Source organism: Phocaeicola sartorii JCM 17136 = DSM 21941 (genome assembly GCF_054653615.1).
Genome location: NZ_BAAIFW010000005.1, coordinates 2,417,715 through 2,434,657 on the forward strand (window position 1 = coordinate 2,417,715; position 16,943 = coordinate 2,434,657).

Genomic DNA, 16,943 nt, shown 5'->3' on the forward strand with positions numbered 1-16,943 from the left:
ACAAAAGGCTAAGACGGAACGCTACTTGTCCGCCTTAGCCTTTCGATAAAAATAAATTTACTTTTCCAGAAATCTGTATTCACTTTCCACATCAAAGCACGGGCACGCCTTCGGAATGCCTCCCGGCATATCCCGGTGTCCGCAGATTTTTGCGTCCGGAAACAGTTTCTTGAGTTTCATCAGTAACAGCAGCAGCTGTTCACCTTGTTCTTGCGTCCGTGTATCAGCAGGATGCCCTTCCGCATCCAGACCGCCCTCATAACAAATACCGATGGAGCAACGGTTCCAAGGGCGGCAGTGCGCGCCCACTTCCTTCAGCTTCCGGTGCTGGGTCACGATGCCCGAGCGGCGGATATAGAAATGATACCCGATGGTGCGGAACTTGCGTTGCCTGTGACAGCGCAACAGGTCTTCTACCGTGAAATCCCGGTTCTCGCGGGTGGCCGAACAGTGGATGATGATATACTTTACCTCCTGCATATACGGTCCGTCCTCGATGTCCTTCAGAAGCCCACGTTCGCTCATCACCTCTTCATCAGCGGTGAGCAAGGGAAAGGATTCTTCTACCATAGGCTAAAAGGAAATCGTTGTGCAGCTGGTGACGCCCAGTGCGGTGAGGGCGGCAATCGCCGCCTGAATGATGGCCTGGAGTACCTTCTGCCACGTGATTTTATGATTTTCGCTCATAATTTTAAAATTTTAGTTTGTAATAAGAATTTAGAGTAAATCGGGACGGACATATGGCCCGTCCCGATGGGGTCACACCTGTCCTTCGGTGGGTTTGTCGGCTTCACCTCCTCCCGTCAGGTCCACGGTGGTTTCGCCCGCCTTGATGCTCTTCAACAGGATCTTGGCTGCACGGCGCGAGGGCACGAGGTTGAACACGGCACTCTCCAGGAGGTTGCGGAAACGGTCGCCGGGTGTCCAGTTCACGTTGAGCTGCTCAATGTGGATGGCGGGGTTGAAGGCTTCCAGACTTTCCGCCCCCTGACTCTGGATGCTGACGCTGAATACGCCCAGGTCACCCATTTCGATGCGTTTTCCCTCCAGCAGCATCTCACGCATACAGTCTACGGTTTGCATCAGCACGGCATAGATGTCGGCGCGGTTGTACTTGGAACCGTGGCTGGCGATGTGCTCGGCAAACTTGTCCAGCGTCAGGATGTTGGTGTACTGGGACTTGGCGTAAGCCTTCTTGGGTGCGTCCTCGTCGAGTGGATTGGAATACATGGCGGTACTGTAATTGATCGACATAATGGTTTTGTTTTTAATGGTTATACAATCACTCCCGGCTGTGGCGGATTATCCGGAATATCCACCGGACCGGCAGGTCTCGGAAGAATGCGGCAGAACAGGCCCGGTAGGGGTTCTGTGCGGTACATGCCGTGCTTGTGCGCTGAACGTGCTAGCCTCGTTCGCAGTACAAGCTAAGCCGGTTCGCTGAACAGGCCGTGCTTGTCCGCCGCATCTCCTTGACGCTTGCAAAGGTATCACTTGGCAAAACCGCTGTGTCCGTCTATGTCCGTTTATGTCCGTCTACGTAAAAAACTTCTTGAGACGGGTGTAATCAGGATGCGTTTGTAATCAGGATGCGGTGGCAGGTTCGCCCAGATACTGGCGGATCAGAGTCACCTGCTTCCAGGTGAAGGTACGGTTCCGGCTTTGATAACCGGTCCCGGCGAGGGCTTGGGCAAGGGGGTAGCAACGGGCTATCCAGCGCGTCAGGTGGCGCACGGCGGTTTCGGAAGTGGCATCGGGAAAGTATTGCAGGGCGAGTTCTTGTTTGGTCATGGCTCTTGAATTGTCTTTATGTAAATACTTGAATATCAATGTGGGTGGAGGGTTTGGAAGTTTTTTTTATAACTTATATAAATAATATATTGATTCTTCTTTCCTTTAAAGGGAGATACATTTAACTCTCATAATAATAGAAAGTTGCCAAACAACTATCCAAACCCTCCACTAAGGGAGTCAGAAGGGCAGTTCGTAACTCTCCGCGGAAGGCTTTTCGCCGGGAGGAGCCGTCTGTTCCGCTTCGTCGGGCAACAGGTGCTGCACCTCTTCGGCGGTGCGCTCCACCACCACCCAATAGTTGGCGGCGGATGCTCTTACCTGCCGGAACCCCAGCTCGCGCATGGCACGTCCCGCTTTGGTGGCGGTGAGCCGCAGCGAGGTGTTTCCGAATCGGCTGATAATCTGGCTGATGGTGATGTATATACCCCGTTCCAGCCCCACCGGTTTGCGGTAGTAGGTCAGGATCAACTCGTACTCCGGACGGGGTACTTCAAACTGCTGTACATGCCCCCGCAACTGTTGGATTTCCTCATCGGTAAACCAGTAACGGAAGTTTACATCATGATAGAGCGCATACGTCTGGCTGTAGATACCTTCATAAGGAATCTCCGTTTCCCACGGACTGTCTATACTCTCCACCTCGAAGGGCAGCCAGCGGCGGTTCCCCGTGTCGTCGGTGAGGAACTGGAGGTTGTTTCCGGTGGCTACGAACGAGGCCACATGAGGCAGGTGCACCTTGTTGCGCCCGTATGCCCGTCGCTCGTCCACGTAGCGTTGCGTCACCATCGCCTTCAGCTGGTTCAGCTCCGAGGGAGGCATGGTGTCGATCTCCTCCAGGTTGATCACCAGGTTCTCGGTCATGGTGAACAGGTCATCCTTGGTCATGCGGCTCGAATTGCTCTTCGTGGTGTAATATTCGGACAATACGGGCGGCAGGATATGCTGCATGAACGAGGTCTTGTAACTTCCCTGCCGCCCTATCAGGGTGAGGATCACCTGGTTCACCACGGTCTCGTCCAGAGCGGCGGCAATCATGGACACCAGCCACCGTTTCAGGATGTCGGCAAAACGGACAGAAGCATCGGAGAGGTCGCGTGGACTTTCCTTTACATGCACCATTGCGGCCAGCCGACTGATGTAATCGGTCTTCCCGTCCCACGGGGGCAAGCCGTCCAGATAATTCTTTAACGGATGATATTCTTTTACGAAATCACTTCCGAGCAGCGTGTGCAGCTCGTTCAGGTTGACCGACATGCCACTGTGCTGCATGGCGCACCACAGGGAGTTTTCGATGTGGTCGGTGAGCCGTTGCCAGTGTCCGGCGGAAACTGTGGAAGGGCCGGCGGCGGCATCCGGAATCAAATGTGTTTCAATCTGATGGGTGAGCGCATTCATCCGGATTTCCATATATTCGTTGATGAATGTTTCCATTTCCTCCACGGTGGCCTTCCTGTGATGCGGATCATCGGCTTTCTCCTTTCTTGGGACGGAACGGGGCAGGGGGACGGTGTTGAACTCCGTCGTAAGCGCATAACAACTCTTTACAATGGGGAGCAATTGCTCGCGCGGATAATCGGGAAAAATCCGCAGGGCCCATGTTTCGGTATCCGCTTGCGGAACTCCGTAGCGGTTCATGTGATAGAAGCAGCGGCTGACATAGTCATTATAGCTGCCCGGAGTGTAAGTGATTCCTTCTTCGTCCAGCTGCGTCCGGATAACCTTGTAGGCGCGTTCCGCCGTTACCGTACTGCCGTGCTTCGGCTTTTCACGGGGTTTCATTTCGCTGACTTTGAAAGGGGTGGCTTCGGGGCGGAGCAGGGCGTCGGGGTCGTGGCAGAGGACCGACATGCGCGTGGCGTTCTTGCACTGTCCGTCAATCTCCACTCCGCACAGGCGGGCGTAATGGTCGTTGACCCACTCCCATACCATGCGGTAGTTGGCCTTGGCCACTCCGCCCTCCACGTGGCTGATGACCCGGATGCCGCATCCCGAGATGGTGGTGTACACCAGGAAGGAATGAATGTCCTCCTTCACCAGAGCCAGGATGGTGGTGAACCGCTCGGGGGAGATGCCGTCTATGTCCACCATGATAAATCCCGTGAATCCCTTGACATGGGCGTAGGTTCTCCCTCCCTCCAGCAGGACGGAGGGGATGAATGCCGGCTGTGCGTTCTTGAGGTTGCTCTTGGTGAACTTCCATTGCTCCAGCTGCTGCGCGTCGCCTGTCGCCTCGATGGCGGGCAGCGTGGCCAGATGGGTGCGGTAATGACGGGTGGCGGCGGTATGGGTGCTGTCGGTTATCTCCTTGAAAAGAACCTGCCAGGTGGTGGGTTCGGGCCGGGTGTCGCGCAGGGAGTAGAAGCGTGCGACAGGCTGTATAAAATTGTTTTTCTCCATTATCGGGTGCTTGTTTCATTTATTCGGGGCGCAAGGTACGGTCTTTGAAATTGGGGGTGGTTCAGTTTTCACGTGGGAACTGAACCACCTGAAAAATAAACTCAGAAAATAAACATTGTTTAACAGTAAAGTATGAATCACGAATCATTATTTCAACTTGCAGGCCTTCTGATAGAAGACATGCGGATTATTTGCGGATTGAGTATCAATCAGGTTACATCATCTATCAAGATGAATAAGCAGACCTATGCCCATATTAAAAAGGGGACTCGCATCGTTTAGAACTTTATCTCCGTCTCTTCCTCTTTTTGGTGCATAAGATGGACGACGAGGACCTCTGCCTTTGGGGCGCTAAAGCGGTGCAGAGACTGATGGACTGGAAAAAGAAAGAGACCCCCGAGGTATGAACCTTCCCATAGCCGGCAGTGGCCGGTATCTGTATCATGTATAGCACAAACGAACATAGCATAACCGAACATCTTCGCGACTACCAGCAGGAGATGAAGCTCCGCCTCTTTGAGGAGTGGGAGTTTCATCGGAATGTGAATGTGATGATACAGATGCCTACCGGTACGGGCAAGACACATCTGCTAACCGCCATTGTGAGGGAATTCCTGCACGCTTCCCACGCTCCGGTATGGATCATTGCGCACCGCCGGGAGCTGGTGGGGCAGATAGAGGAGACAGTGGCCCGCTATGGAATGGGAAATGACGGCGGCAGGACTCAAAAAGCCGGAAGGGTGAAGGTGCTGTCTATCCAGTGGCTGTCCCGTAACGGAGAAACCATGGACGAATCCCCAGGCCTGATCGTCATCGACGAGGCGCATCACGCCTTGGCGGAAACATACAGGGAACTTTGGAAAAGGTATCCGGAGGCAAGAAAACTGGGCATGACCGCTACGCCTTGCCGGTTGAACGGCAGGGGCTTCACGGACTTGTTCGACAGCCTGATCACCTCGTGGACGGTCGAAACGTTCATCGGGAAGGGATGGCTGTCGCCTTTCGATTATGTGTCCATCCGTGCGGACAGCAGGGAGCAGCGGCTCATAGACTCGCTGAAGAAACGGGGTGCGGACGGGGATTATCAGGTAAAGGAAATGAACGCGGTGCTGAACCGGGAGACGACTATCAAAGGGCTGTATGAGAGCGTGGAACGATATGCCCACGGAAAGAAAGGAATCGTATATGCCATCAGCATCGCCCATGCCCGTCGGATAGCGGCTTGTTATAACGCACACGGACTGGATGCCGTGGCCATCGACAGCCGGACTCCGGCTTCGGAACGCAAGAAGCTGGTGGATGATTTCAGGCAGGGAAGAATGAAAGTACTGGTCAATGTGGATATTTTCTCCGAAGGTTTCGACTGTCCCGATGTGGAGTTCGTGCAGCTGGCGCGCCCCACGCTTTCCCTGGCAAAGTACCTGCAACAGGTGGGGCGCGGACTGCGGAAGTCTATAGCCAAGGAGTCCTGCATACTGATAGATAATGTGGGGCTGCACCGCATCTTCGGCCTGCCTACCCGCAGGCACGACTGGACAGCGATGTTTGAGGGACGGATGATTGGCAATGCCCTGTCCCGGGCGCGGGCGTCGGGCGGACTGTCTCTGCCTGCTGCCTTGTCACTGACGGACAGCCGTGGGCAACGGGAGGAAGTCTGGGAGGTGGTGATGACCCACGGCCGGTTGCTGGAAGCCATCCGGAACGGGGAGGCTGCTGTATCCGGAGAGGAAGCGGAAAACGGAAAGGAATCACAGGCCGCCTTGAAGTCCTGCTTCGACCGGCAGAGCGGTTTGTGGGGACTGAAACATGGAAACAAAATAACGGTGACACCCTGTTATCTGCAAGTCTTTGACATTCAGGGAGACCGTGCGGCAGTCCGCTTGAAAGACGGGCGAACGGCCGTGGTGAACGCCTCCGGAGAACCGGAAATAATGTTCTCAGAACCGGAAATGAGCGGTGGGCATGACCGGAGACTGAAATTCCTGAAAGGGGAGCTTCTGGCCGTTACGGGTACTATAGGCACGGATTTCTATATGGACCTGAAGACAGGCCGCACGTACCGGGAGAAGCCGGTGGTGTTTTCCTATGGCAGTGTGGAACTGCTGAGGGTGGGAGAGACTTTCCACAGCCGCACCCGTAAACCGTATGCTTCCATGAACGGCCTGCACAAGGACAGCCTCTGCTTTTATGGTTTTTATCTGAAGATACCGGATTATCGCGTCCCGAAGTCCTGCCGGCTGGTGGATTCCGAATGGTCCACCGTATTTGATATATTCGCCTGTCTGCTGGCAGGGGATGACGAGGAGGTGTATTGGTGCTGCGGCCACCTGGCCGACCGGAGCATCGTGGTGATGGACGGGGCAGGAAAGTATTACCATGTGGGGAAAGGAACAGAGAAAGGAACGCGGAAACGCTACATAGCCTCCAATCTTCCCACCCCCGGCGAGGAGGACTTTGACACGGCGATAAAGAAACTGAAAGCGGAAGCCGGACAGCGTGCGGCGGAAAATGCCAGAAAGCGGCAACAGGACGAGGAAGCGAAAAGGCAGCGAAGGCTGAAAGAGATCAGGGAGGCCCTTCCTTACCGTATGGGGATGAAATGGGGCTTGAAACTGGGGGAACGTATCATCGTCCCTCCCAAATACAGAAAGATCCTGCCTCCGGTGGGCGGTTATTGTGCCTTTGAGGAAAACGCCTGCCAGTGGGGCGTGATGGCACTGGATGGCAAGGTGGTGGTGGAAGCCCGTTACCAGGAGGTAAATATAGAACCCGACGGCACGGTGCACCTGACCGTCATCCCCGGCAAGGTGAAGACCATCCAACTTTGAGCGCCTACGGAAACGGAACGCAAATGACACCCACGATGCCCATTAAAAAACAAGATAAATTTGTATCATCCGCGTCATTTGCGTTCTGAAAAAAGGCGGACCGTCTGCCTGAGTTCGCATATACATTCAGAAAGGTTTCTATTATTACAGAATTTTTTCCATAATAAGCGTCTAATCTTTCTTTTTTCACATTTTTTTTCTGTACTTTTGCGCTCAAATTTAAAAACCATTTTTTATAACCCAATATGGCAAATGTGATTAAATTACACAAAGGCTTGAACATCAACCTGAAAGGAAAACCCGCTCAGGAGTTCTTTGACGTGAAGCAGCCGGACATCTATGCGATAGTGCCCGATGATTTTCATGGCGTGACTCCCAAAGTCGTGGTCAAGGAGCAGGAATATGTGATGGCCGGGGGAACATTGTTTGTTGACAAGAACCACCCCGAAGTGAAGTTCGTATCTCCGGTAAGCGGTGTCGTTACCAGCGTGGAGAGAGGCGAACGTCGTAAAGTCCTTAGCATCTCTGTTGCAGCAGCAAAGGAGCAGGACTACGAAGAGTTTGGAAAGAAAGATGTTTCGACTCTGACAGGAGAGCAGGTAAAAGCCGCCCTGCTGGAAGCCGGACTTTTTTCATTCATCATCCAGCGCCCGTACATCGTAGTGGCTGACCCGAACGCCAAGCCGAAAGGCATCTTCGTTTCTGCATTTGACACGAACCCATTGGCTGCCGATTTCGAATTTGTGCTGAAAGGCCAGGAAAAAGACTTCCAGACAGGTTTGGATGCATTGGCCAAGATGGCAAAGACGTATTTGAATATCAGCGTGGAGCAGAAGAGCCCTGCACTGACCAATGCCAAGAATGTGACTGTAACTGCCTTCGACGGTCCTAACCCCGCCGGAAACGTAGGCGTTCAGATCAACCACATCAGTCCTATCAACAAAGGCGAAACTGTTTGGACGCTCCGCGCGGAAGAAGTGATCTTCATCGGACGTCTGTTCAACACAGGCCGCGTAGACCTTACCCGTACTGTCGCTCTGGCCGGATCAGAAGTAAAGAAACCGGCTTATTGCAAGCTGAAAGTAGGAGCCCTGCTGACAGATATTTTTGCAGGACGGGTGAACGGAGGTAAAAACTTACGTTACATTAACGGTAACGTGCTGACCGGAACTTTGGTGAAGCCCAACGGATTCCTGGGCGCGCACGCCACAAGCCTCACCGTGATTCCCGAAGGGGATGATCAGCACGAATTCCTGGGATTCATCATGCCGCGTACGGATCAGTACAGTGCCAACCGCAGTTATTTCAGCTGGTTGTGCGGTAATAAGGAATACACACTGGATGCCCGTATCAAAGGTGGCGAACGCCACATGATCATGTCCGGCGAGTATGACAAAGTATTCCCGATGAGCATTTTCCCCGAATATTTAATTAAAGCTATCATTGCCGGCGATATCGACCGCATGGAAGCACTGGGTATTTACGAAGTGGCTCCCGAAGACTTCGCTGTATGCGAGTTCGTTGACTCTTCCAAACTGGAATTGCAGCGCATCGTACGTCAGGGTCTGGACATGCTTCGCAAGGAAATGTGCTAAATAATTAAAAACTAAGAATTAAAAGTTAATGAAAGCGTTAAGAAATTATCTCGACAAGATAAAGCCAAACTTTGAAGAGGGCGGCAAACTCCACGCGTTTCGTTCGGTGTTCGACGGTTTCGAAACATTCTTGTTCGTTCCCAACAGCACTTCGAAAACAGGAGTTCACATTCATGATGCGATTGACAGCAAGCGTATCATGTCAATGGTGGTTATTGCGTTGATACCGGCACTGCTGTTCGGTATGTACAACGTGGGTTACCAGCACTTTCTGGCAGTAGGCCAGGAGGCAGGTTTCTTTGAAAAGTTTATTTATGGTTTCCTGGCTGTTCTGCCTAAGATTATCGTATCATACGTAGTAGGTCTGGGAATCGAATTTGTGGTGGCACAATGGAAGAACGAAGAAATTCAGGAAGGCTTCCTGGTATCCGGTCTGTTGATCCCGATGATCGTTCCGGTGGAATGTCCGTTGTGGATTCTGGCTGTCGCTACTGCATTCTCTGTAATCTTCGCTAAGGAAGTATTCGGCGGTACGGGTATGAATATCTTCAACCCTGCATTGATTACCCGTGCTTTCTTGTTCTTCGCCTATCCTGCCAAAATGTCCGGTGATGCCGTATGGGTAAGCACCGACAGCATTTTCGGTATCGGTGGCGGACAGGTAGTGGACGGTTTTACCGGCGCTACGATGCTGGGACAGGCTGCTACAGCCGCTCCGGGTGCAAGCGAACTGATTAATGTGAACGGCACTCCCGCTACTATGTGGGATATGGTTGTAGGTTTGATTCCGGGTTCTATCGGTGAAACCAGCGTTATCGCTATCGCACTGGGCGCCATCATCCTGTTGTGGACAGGCGTGGCCAGCTGGAAGACGATGATTTCTGTCTTTGCCGGTGGTATCGTGATGGGACTGATCTTCAATGTGTTCGGTTCTACAGATAACATGATGGCTCAGTTGCCTTGGTACGAACACATCGTATTGGGCGGTTTCTGCTTCGGTGCCGTGTTCATGGCTACCGACCCTGTGACTTCCGCACGTACGGAAAAGGGCAAGTTCATCTATGGCTTCCTGATCGGTGTGATGGCTATCGTTATCCGTGTGTTGAATCCGGGTTATCCCGAAGGTATGATGCTTGCCATCCTGCTGATGAACATCTTCGCTCCGCTGATTGACTACTGTATCGTACAGAAGAACATCACAGCCCGCGAAAACAGATTAAAATCAACTAACAACTAAAATATCGGACATTATGAATACTAATAGTAATAGTTATACTATCATCTATGCTTCGATAATGGTTGTTATCGTAGCATTCCTGTTGGCATTCGTGTCTTCTTCTCTGAAAGAGAAACAGTATCAGAATGTAGAACAGGACACAAAGAAACAAATTCTGGCGGCTTTGAACGTTTATGACGTGAAAGACGTGAATGCGGAATATGATAAATATGTGAAAGAAGACGATTTGATGCAGGCAGACGGTTCTTTGGTTAAGAACGAGGCTGCTTTCCAGACTTCTTATAAAGGTGAAATCGCCAACGGACGTCTTCATGTATTCGTTTGCGACGTGGACGGCCAGACCAAATATGTACTTCCTATTTATGGGGCCGGACTTTGGGGACCTATCTGGGGATACATCGCCTTGAATGATGACAAAGACACTGTATATGGCGTTTACTTCTCACATGCAGGTGAAACTCCGGGTCTGGGTGCCGAAATCACCACTACCAAGTTCCAGGATCAGTTCTTGGGTAAGCATGTAATGGAAAACGGTGCTGTAGCTTTGGGTGTTGAAAAACACGGCAAGGTGGCAAAACCTGATTATCAGGTGGACGGTATCTCAGGTGGTACCATTACTTCCAAGGGTGTAGATGCGATGATTAAGGATTGCCTGAGCATGTACAATTCATTTTTAACTAATAAATAAGAGGAGGAAAAATAGAATATGAGCGCATTATTTTCTAAAAAGAATAGAGAAGTTCTTTTAACTCCGCTGGGTTTGAACAACCCTGTCACCGTACAGGTGCTCGGTATCTGTTCTGCACTGGCTGTAACGGCTCAGTTGGAACCGGCTATCGTGATGGGTCTTTCTGTAACCATTATTACAGCCTTCTCAAACTTCGTTATCTCCTTGTTGCGTAACACCATTCCCAACCGTATCCGTATCATCGTCCAGTTGGTGGTGGTTGCCGCATTGGTAACTATTGTTAGTGAAATCTTGAAAGCATTCGCATACGATGTCAGTGTGCAGCTTTCTGTATATGTAGGTTTGATTATTACAAACTGTATCCTGATGGGACGTCTGGAAGCGTTTGCTATGATGAACGCTCCTTGGGAATCATTTCTGGATGGTATCGGTAACGGGTTGGGCTATGCCAAGATTCTGGTTATCGTGGCATTCTTCCGTGAACTGCTGGGCGCAGGCACACTGTTCGGTTTCCAGGTTATCCCGCAGGCTGTTTATGATTTGGGCTACTTGAACAACGGTTTGATGTTGATGCCTCCTATGGCGTTGATTATCTGTGCTTGTATCATCTGGTACCAACGTGCAAAACACAAAGAATTGCAGGAAAGTAATAATTAATCCCCGTTATAAAACGAAAAGAATATGGAATATTTAAGTTTGTTTGTAAAGTCCATCTTTGTGGACAATATGATTTTCGCATACTTCCTGGGGATGTGTTCTTACCTGGCAGTATCGAAGAACGTAAAGACAGCCGTAGGTCTGGGTGCAGCCGTTACTTTCGTGTTGATCGTAACGTTGCCGGTGAACTATTTGCTGGAAAATTATGTGTTGGCGCCTAATGCGTTGATTGATGGGGTAGACCTCGGCTTCCTGAGCTTCATCCTGTTTATCGCCGTTATCGCTGCTATCGTTCAGTTGGTGGAAATGATTGTGGAGCGTTTCAGTCCTTCACTTTATGCCTCATTGGGTATTTTCCTTCCGCTGATTGCCGTAAACTGTGCCATCATGGGTGCTTCATTGTTCATGCAGCAACGTCATTTCATCAACATTGGCGAGGCTACCACTTATGCTTTGGGTTCAGGTATCGGTTGGGCGCTGGCTATTATCGGCTTGGCTGCTATCCGTGAAAAGATGGCTTACTCTGATGTGCCGGCTCCTTTGAAAGGGCTGGGTATCACTTTCATCACTGTAGGTCTGATGGCAATGGCATTTATGTGTTTCTCTGGTTTGAAAATCTAAAAAGAAAGGAATAAGACAATGGATATGAATTTAATATTAGCAAGTATTGGAGTATTCCTTGGAATCATTATTCTGCTTGTTGTGATTTTGCTTGTTGCCAAAGGATATCTGACTCCGAGCGGCAAAGTGAAACTGACTATCAATGGAGAGAAAGAACTGGAAGTAGAGCAGGGTTCGACTTTGCTGAACACCCTGTCGGTTAACGGAGTTTATCTGTCGTCAGCTTGTGGTGGCAAGGGTTCTTGCGGGCAATGTAAATGTCAGGTTGTAGAAGGAGGCGGTGAAATTCTTCCCTCTGAGAAGGGACATTTCAGCCGTAAACAGCAACAGGATCATTGGCGTCTGGGTTGTCAGGTGAAAGTAAAAGGTGATCTGAGCATCAAGGTTCCCGAATCTGTAATGGGTGTCAAGGAATGGGAATGCGAAGTGATCAGCAACAAGAACGTTGCCACTTTCATCAAAGAGTTTATTGTGGCTTTGCCTAAGGGTGAACACATGGACTTCGTTCCGGGTTCATACGCTCAGATCAAAATCCCTAAATTTGAAATGGATTATAACAAGGATATCGACAAAGACCTTATCGGTCCGGAATATCTGCCCGCATGGGAGAAATTCGGTCTGTTCGGCTTGAAATGTAAGAATACGGAAGATACCATCCGTGCTTACTCTATGGCCAACTATCCTGCTGAGGGCGACCGTATCATGCTGACTGTACGTATCGCTACTCCTCCGTTCAAGCCGAAAGATCAGGGTCCCGGCTTTATGGATGTGAATCCGGGTATCGCTTCCTCTTACATTTTCACGCTGAAACCGGGTGACAAGGTGACGATGAGCGGTCCTTATGGAGACTTCCACCCGATCTTCGATTCTAAGAAGGAAATGATCTGGGTAGGTGGTGGTGCCGGTATGGCTCCGTTGCGTGCGCAGATTATGCACATGACCAAGACGCTGCACACTACCGACCGTGAACTTCACTATTTCTACGGTGCGCGTGCATTGAACGAAGTATTCTATCTGCCGGACTTCCAGCAGTTGGAAAAAGACTTCCCGAACTTCCACTTCCATCTGGCTCTGGACCGTCCCGATCCCGCTGCCGATGCCGCAGGCGTGAAGTATACTGCAGGTTTCGTTCACAATGTGATGTATGAAACTTATCTGAAGGATCACGAAGCTCCCGAAGATATTGAATACTACATGTGTGGTCCCGGCCCGATGTCTAATGCAGTCGTTAAGATGCTGGATAGCCTGGGTGTTGAGCCTTCTTCTATCATGTATGACAACTTCGGAGGATAATATCAGGATCTCCTTTTATTAATAATAAGAAAAAGCCCGGTAAAAGTTCACTTTTATCGGGCTTTTTCTTTACTTTTGTATAAAACGAAAATAAATATGATAGAGAACATACTAGCCCATTTGAAAATTGAGCGACTGAACCCGATGCAAGAGGCATCCATTGATGCATGGAAAGAAGGAAAGGATCTCATATTATTGTCTCCTACGGGATCTGGTAAGACGTTGGCTTATCTGTTGCCTTTGGTACAGAGCTTGAAGCCGGATGTGAAAGGTGTGCAGGCAGTAGTGCTTGTGCCCTCCCGAGAACTGGCTTTACAAATAGACCAGGTATTCAAATCCATGAATACATCATTCAAGGCCGTAAGCTGCTATGGCGGACGACCTGCCATGGAAGAGCACCGTACCATCAAAGGGGTGCAGCCATCGGTCATCATCGGTACGCCGGGGCGTATGAATGACCATCTTTCCAAACAGAATTTTGATGCAGATACGGTTTCCATTTTGATAATAGATGAATTTGACAAATGTCTGGAGTTCGGTTTTCAGGAAGAGATGGCAACCGTCATAGGACAATTGCCCGGTCTGCAACGACGCTTCCTGCTGTCGGCTACCGATGCGGAAGAAATTCCGCAATTTACAGGCTTGAACAAGACCATCAAGTTGAACTTTCTGAATCCGGAAGAACAGACTGCCCGACGGCTGCATTTATATAAGGTACTGTCTCCGGAAAAAGACAAATTGGAAACCTTATATAAACTACTTTGTACTTTGGGAAGCCAATCGACATTGGTTTTCTGCAACCACCGTGAAAGTGTGGAACGGGTAGGGAAGTATCTTCAATCCAAGAAGTTCCAATGCGGCATCTTTCATGGCGGTATGGAACAGGACGACCGTGAGCGCTCTCTGTATAAATTCCGCAACGGAAGTTGCCATGTACTTGTTTCTACCGACCTGGCTGCGCGCGGACTGGATATCCCTGAAATAGAGAATGTGGTGCATTATCATCTGCCAGCCAATGAAGACGGATATATTCACCGCAACGGACGTACCGCCCGCTGGGAGGCCGAAGGAAACTCATACGTCATCCTTCATGCCGAAGAAACAATGCCCGGCTATATAACCGGTGAGCCGGAAGAGTTCGTGTTACCCGAGGTGACACCCAAACCGTCTTTGCCCGAATATGTAACATTATATATAGGAAAAGGTAAGAAAGATAAAATCAATAAGATAGATATTGTGGGATTTCTCTTTAAAAAAGGAAACTTGAATAAAGACGAAATAGGGCGGATTGATGTAAAAGACCACTATTCTTTTGCAGCCGTATCGCGCAAAAAGATAAAGCAAACTCTGAATTTAATACGAAACGAGAAGATAAAGGGCATAAAAACACTTATTGAAGAAGCTAAATAATGACAATTTGTCAACTCTTGAAATAAAATGATAAAAGAATAATTCAAAAAGATATTTTTTTTATGCTTTAAATCATTGTTTGCTAGGGTTGTATTTACAAAATGAAAGCATAAAAATTCAGATTTAACTAATTTGAAAGAAAATTATGCGGAAATTCGTAAATTTATTAGCGATTTTTTTGGAAAACTGAAAATAATGTGTAATTTCGCCCAATGTAAGACATAAACAAATTGTATAACCAAAACAAACTTCAAATGAAAAAGCATAATTTCAATGCGGGACCATCTATCTTGCCTCGCGAGGTAATTGAGAAAACAGCACAAGCCGTTCTTGATTTTAATGGATCAGGTCTTTCCATCATGGAAATCAGTCATCGTGCTAAAGATTTTCAGCCTGTAGTAGACGAAGCTGTTGCTTTGTTTAAGGAACTATTGAACATCCCGGAAGGGTACTCGGTACTGTTCTTGGGAGGTGGAGCCAGCTTGGAATTCTGTATGATACCTTACAACTTCCTCGAAAAGAAAGCTGCCTATCTGAACACTGGTGTATGGGCTAAGAAAGCGATGAAAGAAGCCAAAGCTTTCGGTGAAGTGGTAGAAGTAGCATCTTCCGCAGAAGCGACCTATACCTATATTCCCAAAGATTATACGGTGCCTGCTGATGCAGATTATTTCCATGTCACAACTAATAACACAATCTACGGAACAGAACTTCATGAAGATCTGGATTCTCCGGTTCCTATGATTGCTGATATGTCATCTGATATTTTCTCTCGTCCTATTGACGTTTCTAAATATATTTGTATCTACGGTGGTGCACAGAAGAATTTGGCTCCGGCCGGTGTTACTTTCGTGATTGTAAAGAACGATGCACTGGGCAAGGTATCACGCTATATTCCTACTATGTTGAATTATCAGACCCACGTTGACGGTGGCTCTATGTTCAACACACCTCCTGTACTTCCTATTTATGCCGCTTTGCAGACTTTGCGCTGGATCAAGGCCAACGGTGGTGTGGCTGAAATGCAGAGACGCGCCAAAGAAAAAGCAGACATGCTGTATGCTGAAATAGACCGTAACAAAATGTTCCGTGGCACAGTAACCGATAAGGCCGACCGCTCTTATATGAACATCTGTTTCGTGATGAACGACGAATACAAGGAACTGGAAGCCGACTTTATGAAATTTGCCACAGAAAGAGGTATGGTGGGCATTAAGGGCCACCGCTCTGTAGGTGGTTTCCGCGCATCTTGCTACAACGCCATGCCGAAGGAAAGCGTTCAGGCTTTGATTGACTGCATGCAGGAATTTGAGAAACTTCATTAACTAATTATGCTCACCACAGATTATACGAATTACACAGATAGGAACAATAAATGGAATCTGTGATAATCCGTGCTAATCTGTGGTGAATCTTTTTAATACAATAAGACCATGAAAGTATTAGTAGCAACAGACAAGCCGTTTGCAAAAGTTGCAGTAGACGGTATCCGTAAAGAAATAGAAGCAGCAGGTTACGAACTCGTATTGCTGGAAAAATATGGTGAAAAAGCTAAATTACTGGAAGCTGTAAAGGACGTTAACGCCATCATTATCCGTAGTGATATTATTGATGCCGAAGTATTGGATGCGGCAAAGGAACTGAAAATCGTAGTACGTGCGGGAGCTGGTTATGATAACGTGGATTTGGCGGCTGCTACGGCACACAATGTATGTGTAATGAACACTCCGGGACAGAACTCCAATGCAGTAGCCGAACTGGCTTTTGGCATGATGGTGATGGCTGTCCGCAATTTCTACAATGGAACTTCGGGTACTGAACTGATGGGCAAGAAGCTAGGTATTCATGCATACGGTAATGTAGGCCGCAATGTGGCTCGTATCGCCAAAGGATTTGGTATGGATATTTATGCTTTTGATGCTTTCTGTCCGAAAGAAGTAATTGAAAAAGATGGTGTGAAAGCTGTTTCTTCTGCTGAGGAACTGTATGCGGCTTGTAATGTAGTGTCCCTGCATATTCCTGCTACGGCTGAAACTAAAAATTCCATCAACTATGAATTGGTTAACAAAATGCCTAAAGGTGGAGTATTGGTGAATACTGCCCGTAAGGAAGTAATCAATGAAGCGGAATTGATCAAGCTGATGGAAGACCGTGCCGATTTAAAGTATGTTACTGATATCATGCCGGCTGCCAACGCAGAATTTGCGGAGAAATTTGCCGGACGCTATTTCTCTACACCGAAAAAGATGGGCGCCCAGACGGCTGAAGCAAATATCAATGCAGGTATCGCTGCTGCCAGACAGATTGTAGGCTTCCTGAAAGACGGTTGCGAGAAGTTCAAAGTAAATAAGTAATCCAATAACCGCCGGGGCGGATTGAATCCGGCCGAATGCATACAGTTTATGTTTTCGGGCGAATGCAAT

General features: G+C 49.0%; 15 protein-coding genes. 10 read left to right on the forward strand and 5 right to left on the reverse strand.

Features of this window, described 5'->3' with window-relative positions:
* Positions 1-57: 57 nt before the first annotated feature.
* The 5 genes from ACYQ0C_RS10185 to ACYQ0C_RS10205 all read right to left on the reverse strand — a co-directional run bounded on the left by ACYQ0C_RS10185 (position 58) and on the right by ACYQ0C_RS10205 (position 4,191).
* A complete protein-coding gene (locus ACYQ0C_RS10185; protein ID WP_016276684.1) occupies positions 58-570 on the reverse strand; it encodes an N-acetylmuramoyl-L-alanine amidase in 513 nt (170 codons plus the stop codon).
* A gap of 3 nt (positions 571-573) precedes the next feature.
* Positions 574-687: a smalltalk protein gene (locus ACYQ0C_RS10190; protein ID WP_016276685.1), complete on the reverse strand. Its 114-nt coding sequence runs from the start codon at positions 685-687 to the stop codon at positions 574-576.
* A 72-nt stretch (positions 688-759) separates the two neighbouring features.
* The gene (locus ACYQ0C_RS10195) at positions 760-1,254 is read right to left on the reverse strand and encodes an HU family DNA-binding protein (protein WP_016276686.1); all 495 of its coding nucleotides are present in this window, start codon (positions 1,252-1,254) and stop codon (positions 760-762) included.
* Between the two features lie 330 nt (positions 1,255-1,584).
* Positions 1,585-1,830 (reverse strand): DUF4248 domain-containing protein, encoded by a 246-nt coding sequence (locus tag ACYQ0C_RS10200; RefSeq protein ID WP_371327428.1) that lies wholly within the window; start codon positions 1,828-1,830, stop codon positions 1,585-1,587.
* A gap of 141 nt (positions 1,831-1,971) precedes the next feature.
* Positions 1,972-4,191 carry a VapE domain-containing protein gene (locus ACYQ0C_RS10205; protein ID WP_175271232.1) on the reverse strand — a complete coding sequence of 740 codons (2,220 nt, stop codon included), beginning with the start codon at positions 4,189-4,191 and terminating at the stop codon, positions 1,972-1,974.
* Between the two features lie 443 nt (positions 4,192-4,634).
* Here ACYQ0C_RS10205 and ACYQ0C_RS10210 point away from each other — a divergent pair, with 443 nt between their 5' ends.
* The 10 genes from ACYQ0C_RS10210 to ACYQ0C_RS10255 all read left to right on the forward strand — a co-directional run bounded on the left by ACYQ0C_RS10210 (position 4,635) and on the right by ACYQ0C_RS10255 (position 16,874).
* The gene (locus ACYQ0C_RS10210; RefSeq protein ID WP_175271231.1) at positions 4,635-7,019 is read left to right on the forward strand and encodes a DEAD/DEAH box helicase; all 2,385 of its coding nucleotides are present in this window, start codon (positions 4,635-4,637) and stop codon (positions 7,017-7,019) included.
* A gap of 245 nt (positions 7,020-7,264) precedes the next feature.
* Positions 7,265-8,614 (forward strand): Na(+)-translocating NADH-quinone reductase subunit A, encoded by a 1,350-nt coding sequence (locus ACYQ0C_RS10215; RefSeq protein ID WP_016277472.1) that lies wholly within the window; start codon positions 7,265-7,267, stop codon positions 8,612-8,614.
* A 28-nt stretch (positions 8,615-8,642) separates the two neighbouring features.
* A complete protein-coding gene (locus ACYQ0C_RS10220) occupies positions 8,643-9,851 on the forward strand; it encodes an NADH:ubiquinone reductase (Na(+)-transporting) subunit B (RefSeq protein WP_016277473.1) in 1,209 nt (402 codons plus the stop codon).
* 13 nt (positions 9,852-9,864) lie between these two features.
* A complete protein-coding gene (locus ACYQ0C_RS10225; protein ID WP_016277474.1) occupies positions 9,865-10,539 on the forward strand; it encodes a Na(+)-translocating NADH-quinone reductase subunit C in 675 nt (224 codons plus the stop codon).
* Between the two features lie 18 nt (positions 10,540-10,557).
* Positions 10,558-11,196, forward strand: coding sequence for an NADH:ubiquinone reductase (Na(+)-transporting) subunit D (locus tag ACYQ0C_RS10230; protein WP_016277475.1), 639 nt, complete (start codon positions 10,558-10,560; stop codon positions 11,194-11,196).
* 24 nt (positions 11,197-11,220) lie between these two features.
* Positions 11,221-11,817 carry an NADH:ubiquinone reductase (Na(+)-transporting) subunit E gene (nqrE, locus tag ACYQ0C_RS10235; protein WP_016277476.1) on the forward strand — a complete coding sequence of 199 codons (597 nt, stop codon included), beginning with the start codon at positions 11,221-11,223 and terminating at the stop codon, positions 11,815-11,817.
* 18 nt (positions 11,818-11,835) lie between these two features.
* Positions 11,836-13,110: an NADH:ubiquinone reductase (Na(+)-transporting) subunit F gene (gene nqrF / locus ACYQ0C_RS10240; RefSeq protein ID WP_025082199.1), complete on the forward strand. Its 1,275-nt coding sequence runs from the start codon at positions 11,836-11,838 to the stop codon at positions 13,108-13,110.
* A gap of 96 nt (positions 13,111-13,206) precedes the next feature.
* Positions 13,207-14,520, forward strand: coding sequence for a DEAD/DEAH box helicase (locus ACYQ0C_RS10245; RefSeq protein ID WP_016277478.1), 1,314 nt, complete (start codon positions 13,207-13,209; stop codon positions 14,518-14,520).
* A gap of 254 nt (positions 14,521-14,774) precedes the next feature.
* The gene (gene serC, locus ACYQ0C_RS10250) at positions 14,775-15,845 is read left to right on the forward strand and encodes a 3-phosphoserine/phosphohydroxythreonine transaminase (protein ID WP_016277479.1); all 1,071 of its coding nucleotides are present in this window, start codon (positions 14,775-14,777) and stop codon (positions 15,843-15,845) included.
* 108 nt (positions 15,846-15,953) lie between these two features.
* Entirely contained in the window at positions 15,954-16,874 is a 921-nt protein-coding gene (locus tag ACYQ0C_RS10255; RefSeq protein WP_016277480.1) for an NAD(P)-dependent oxidoreductase, read from the forward strand.
* Positions 16,875-16,943 lie beyond the last annotated feature (69 nt).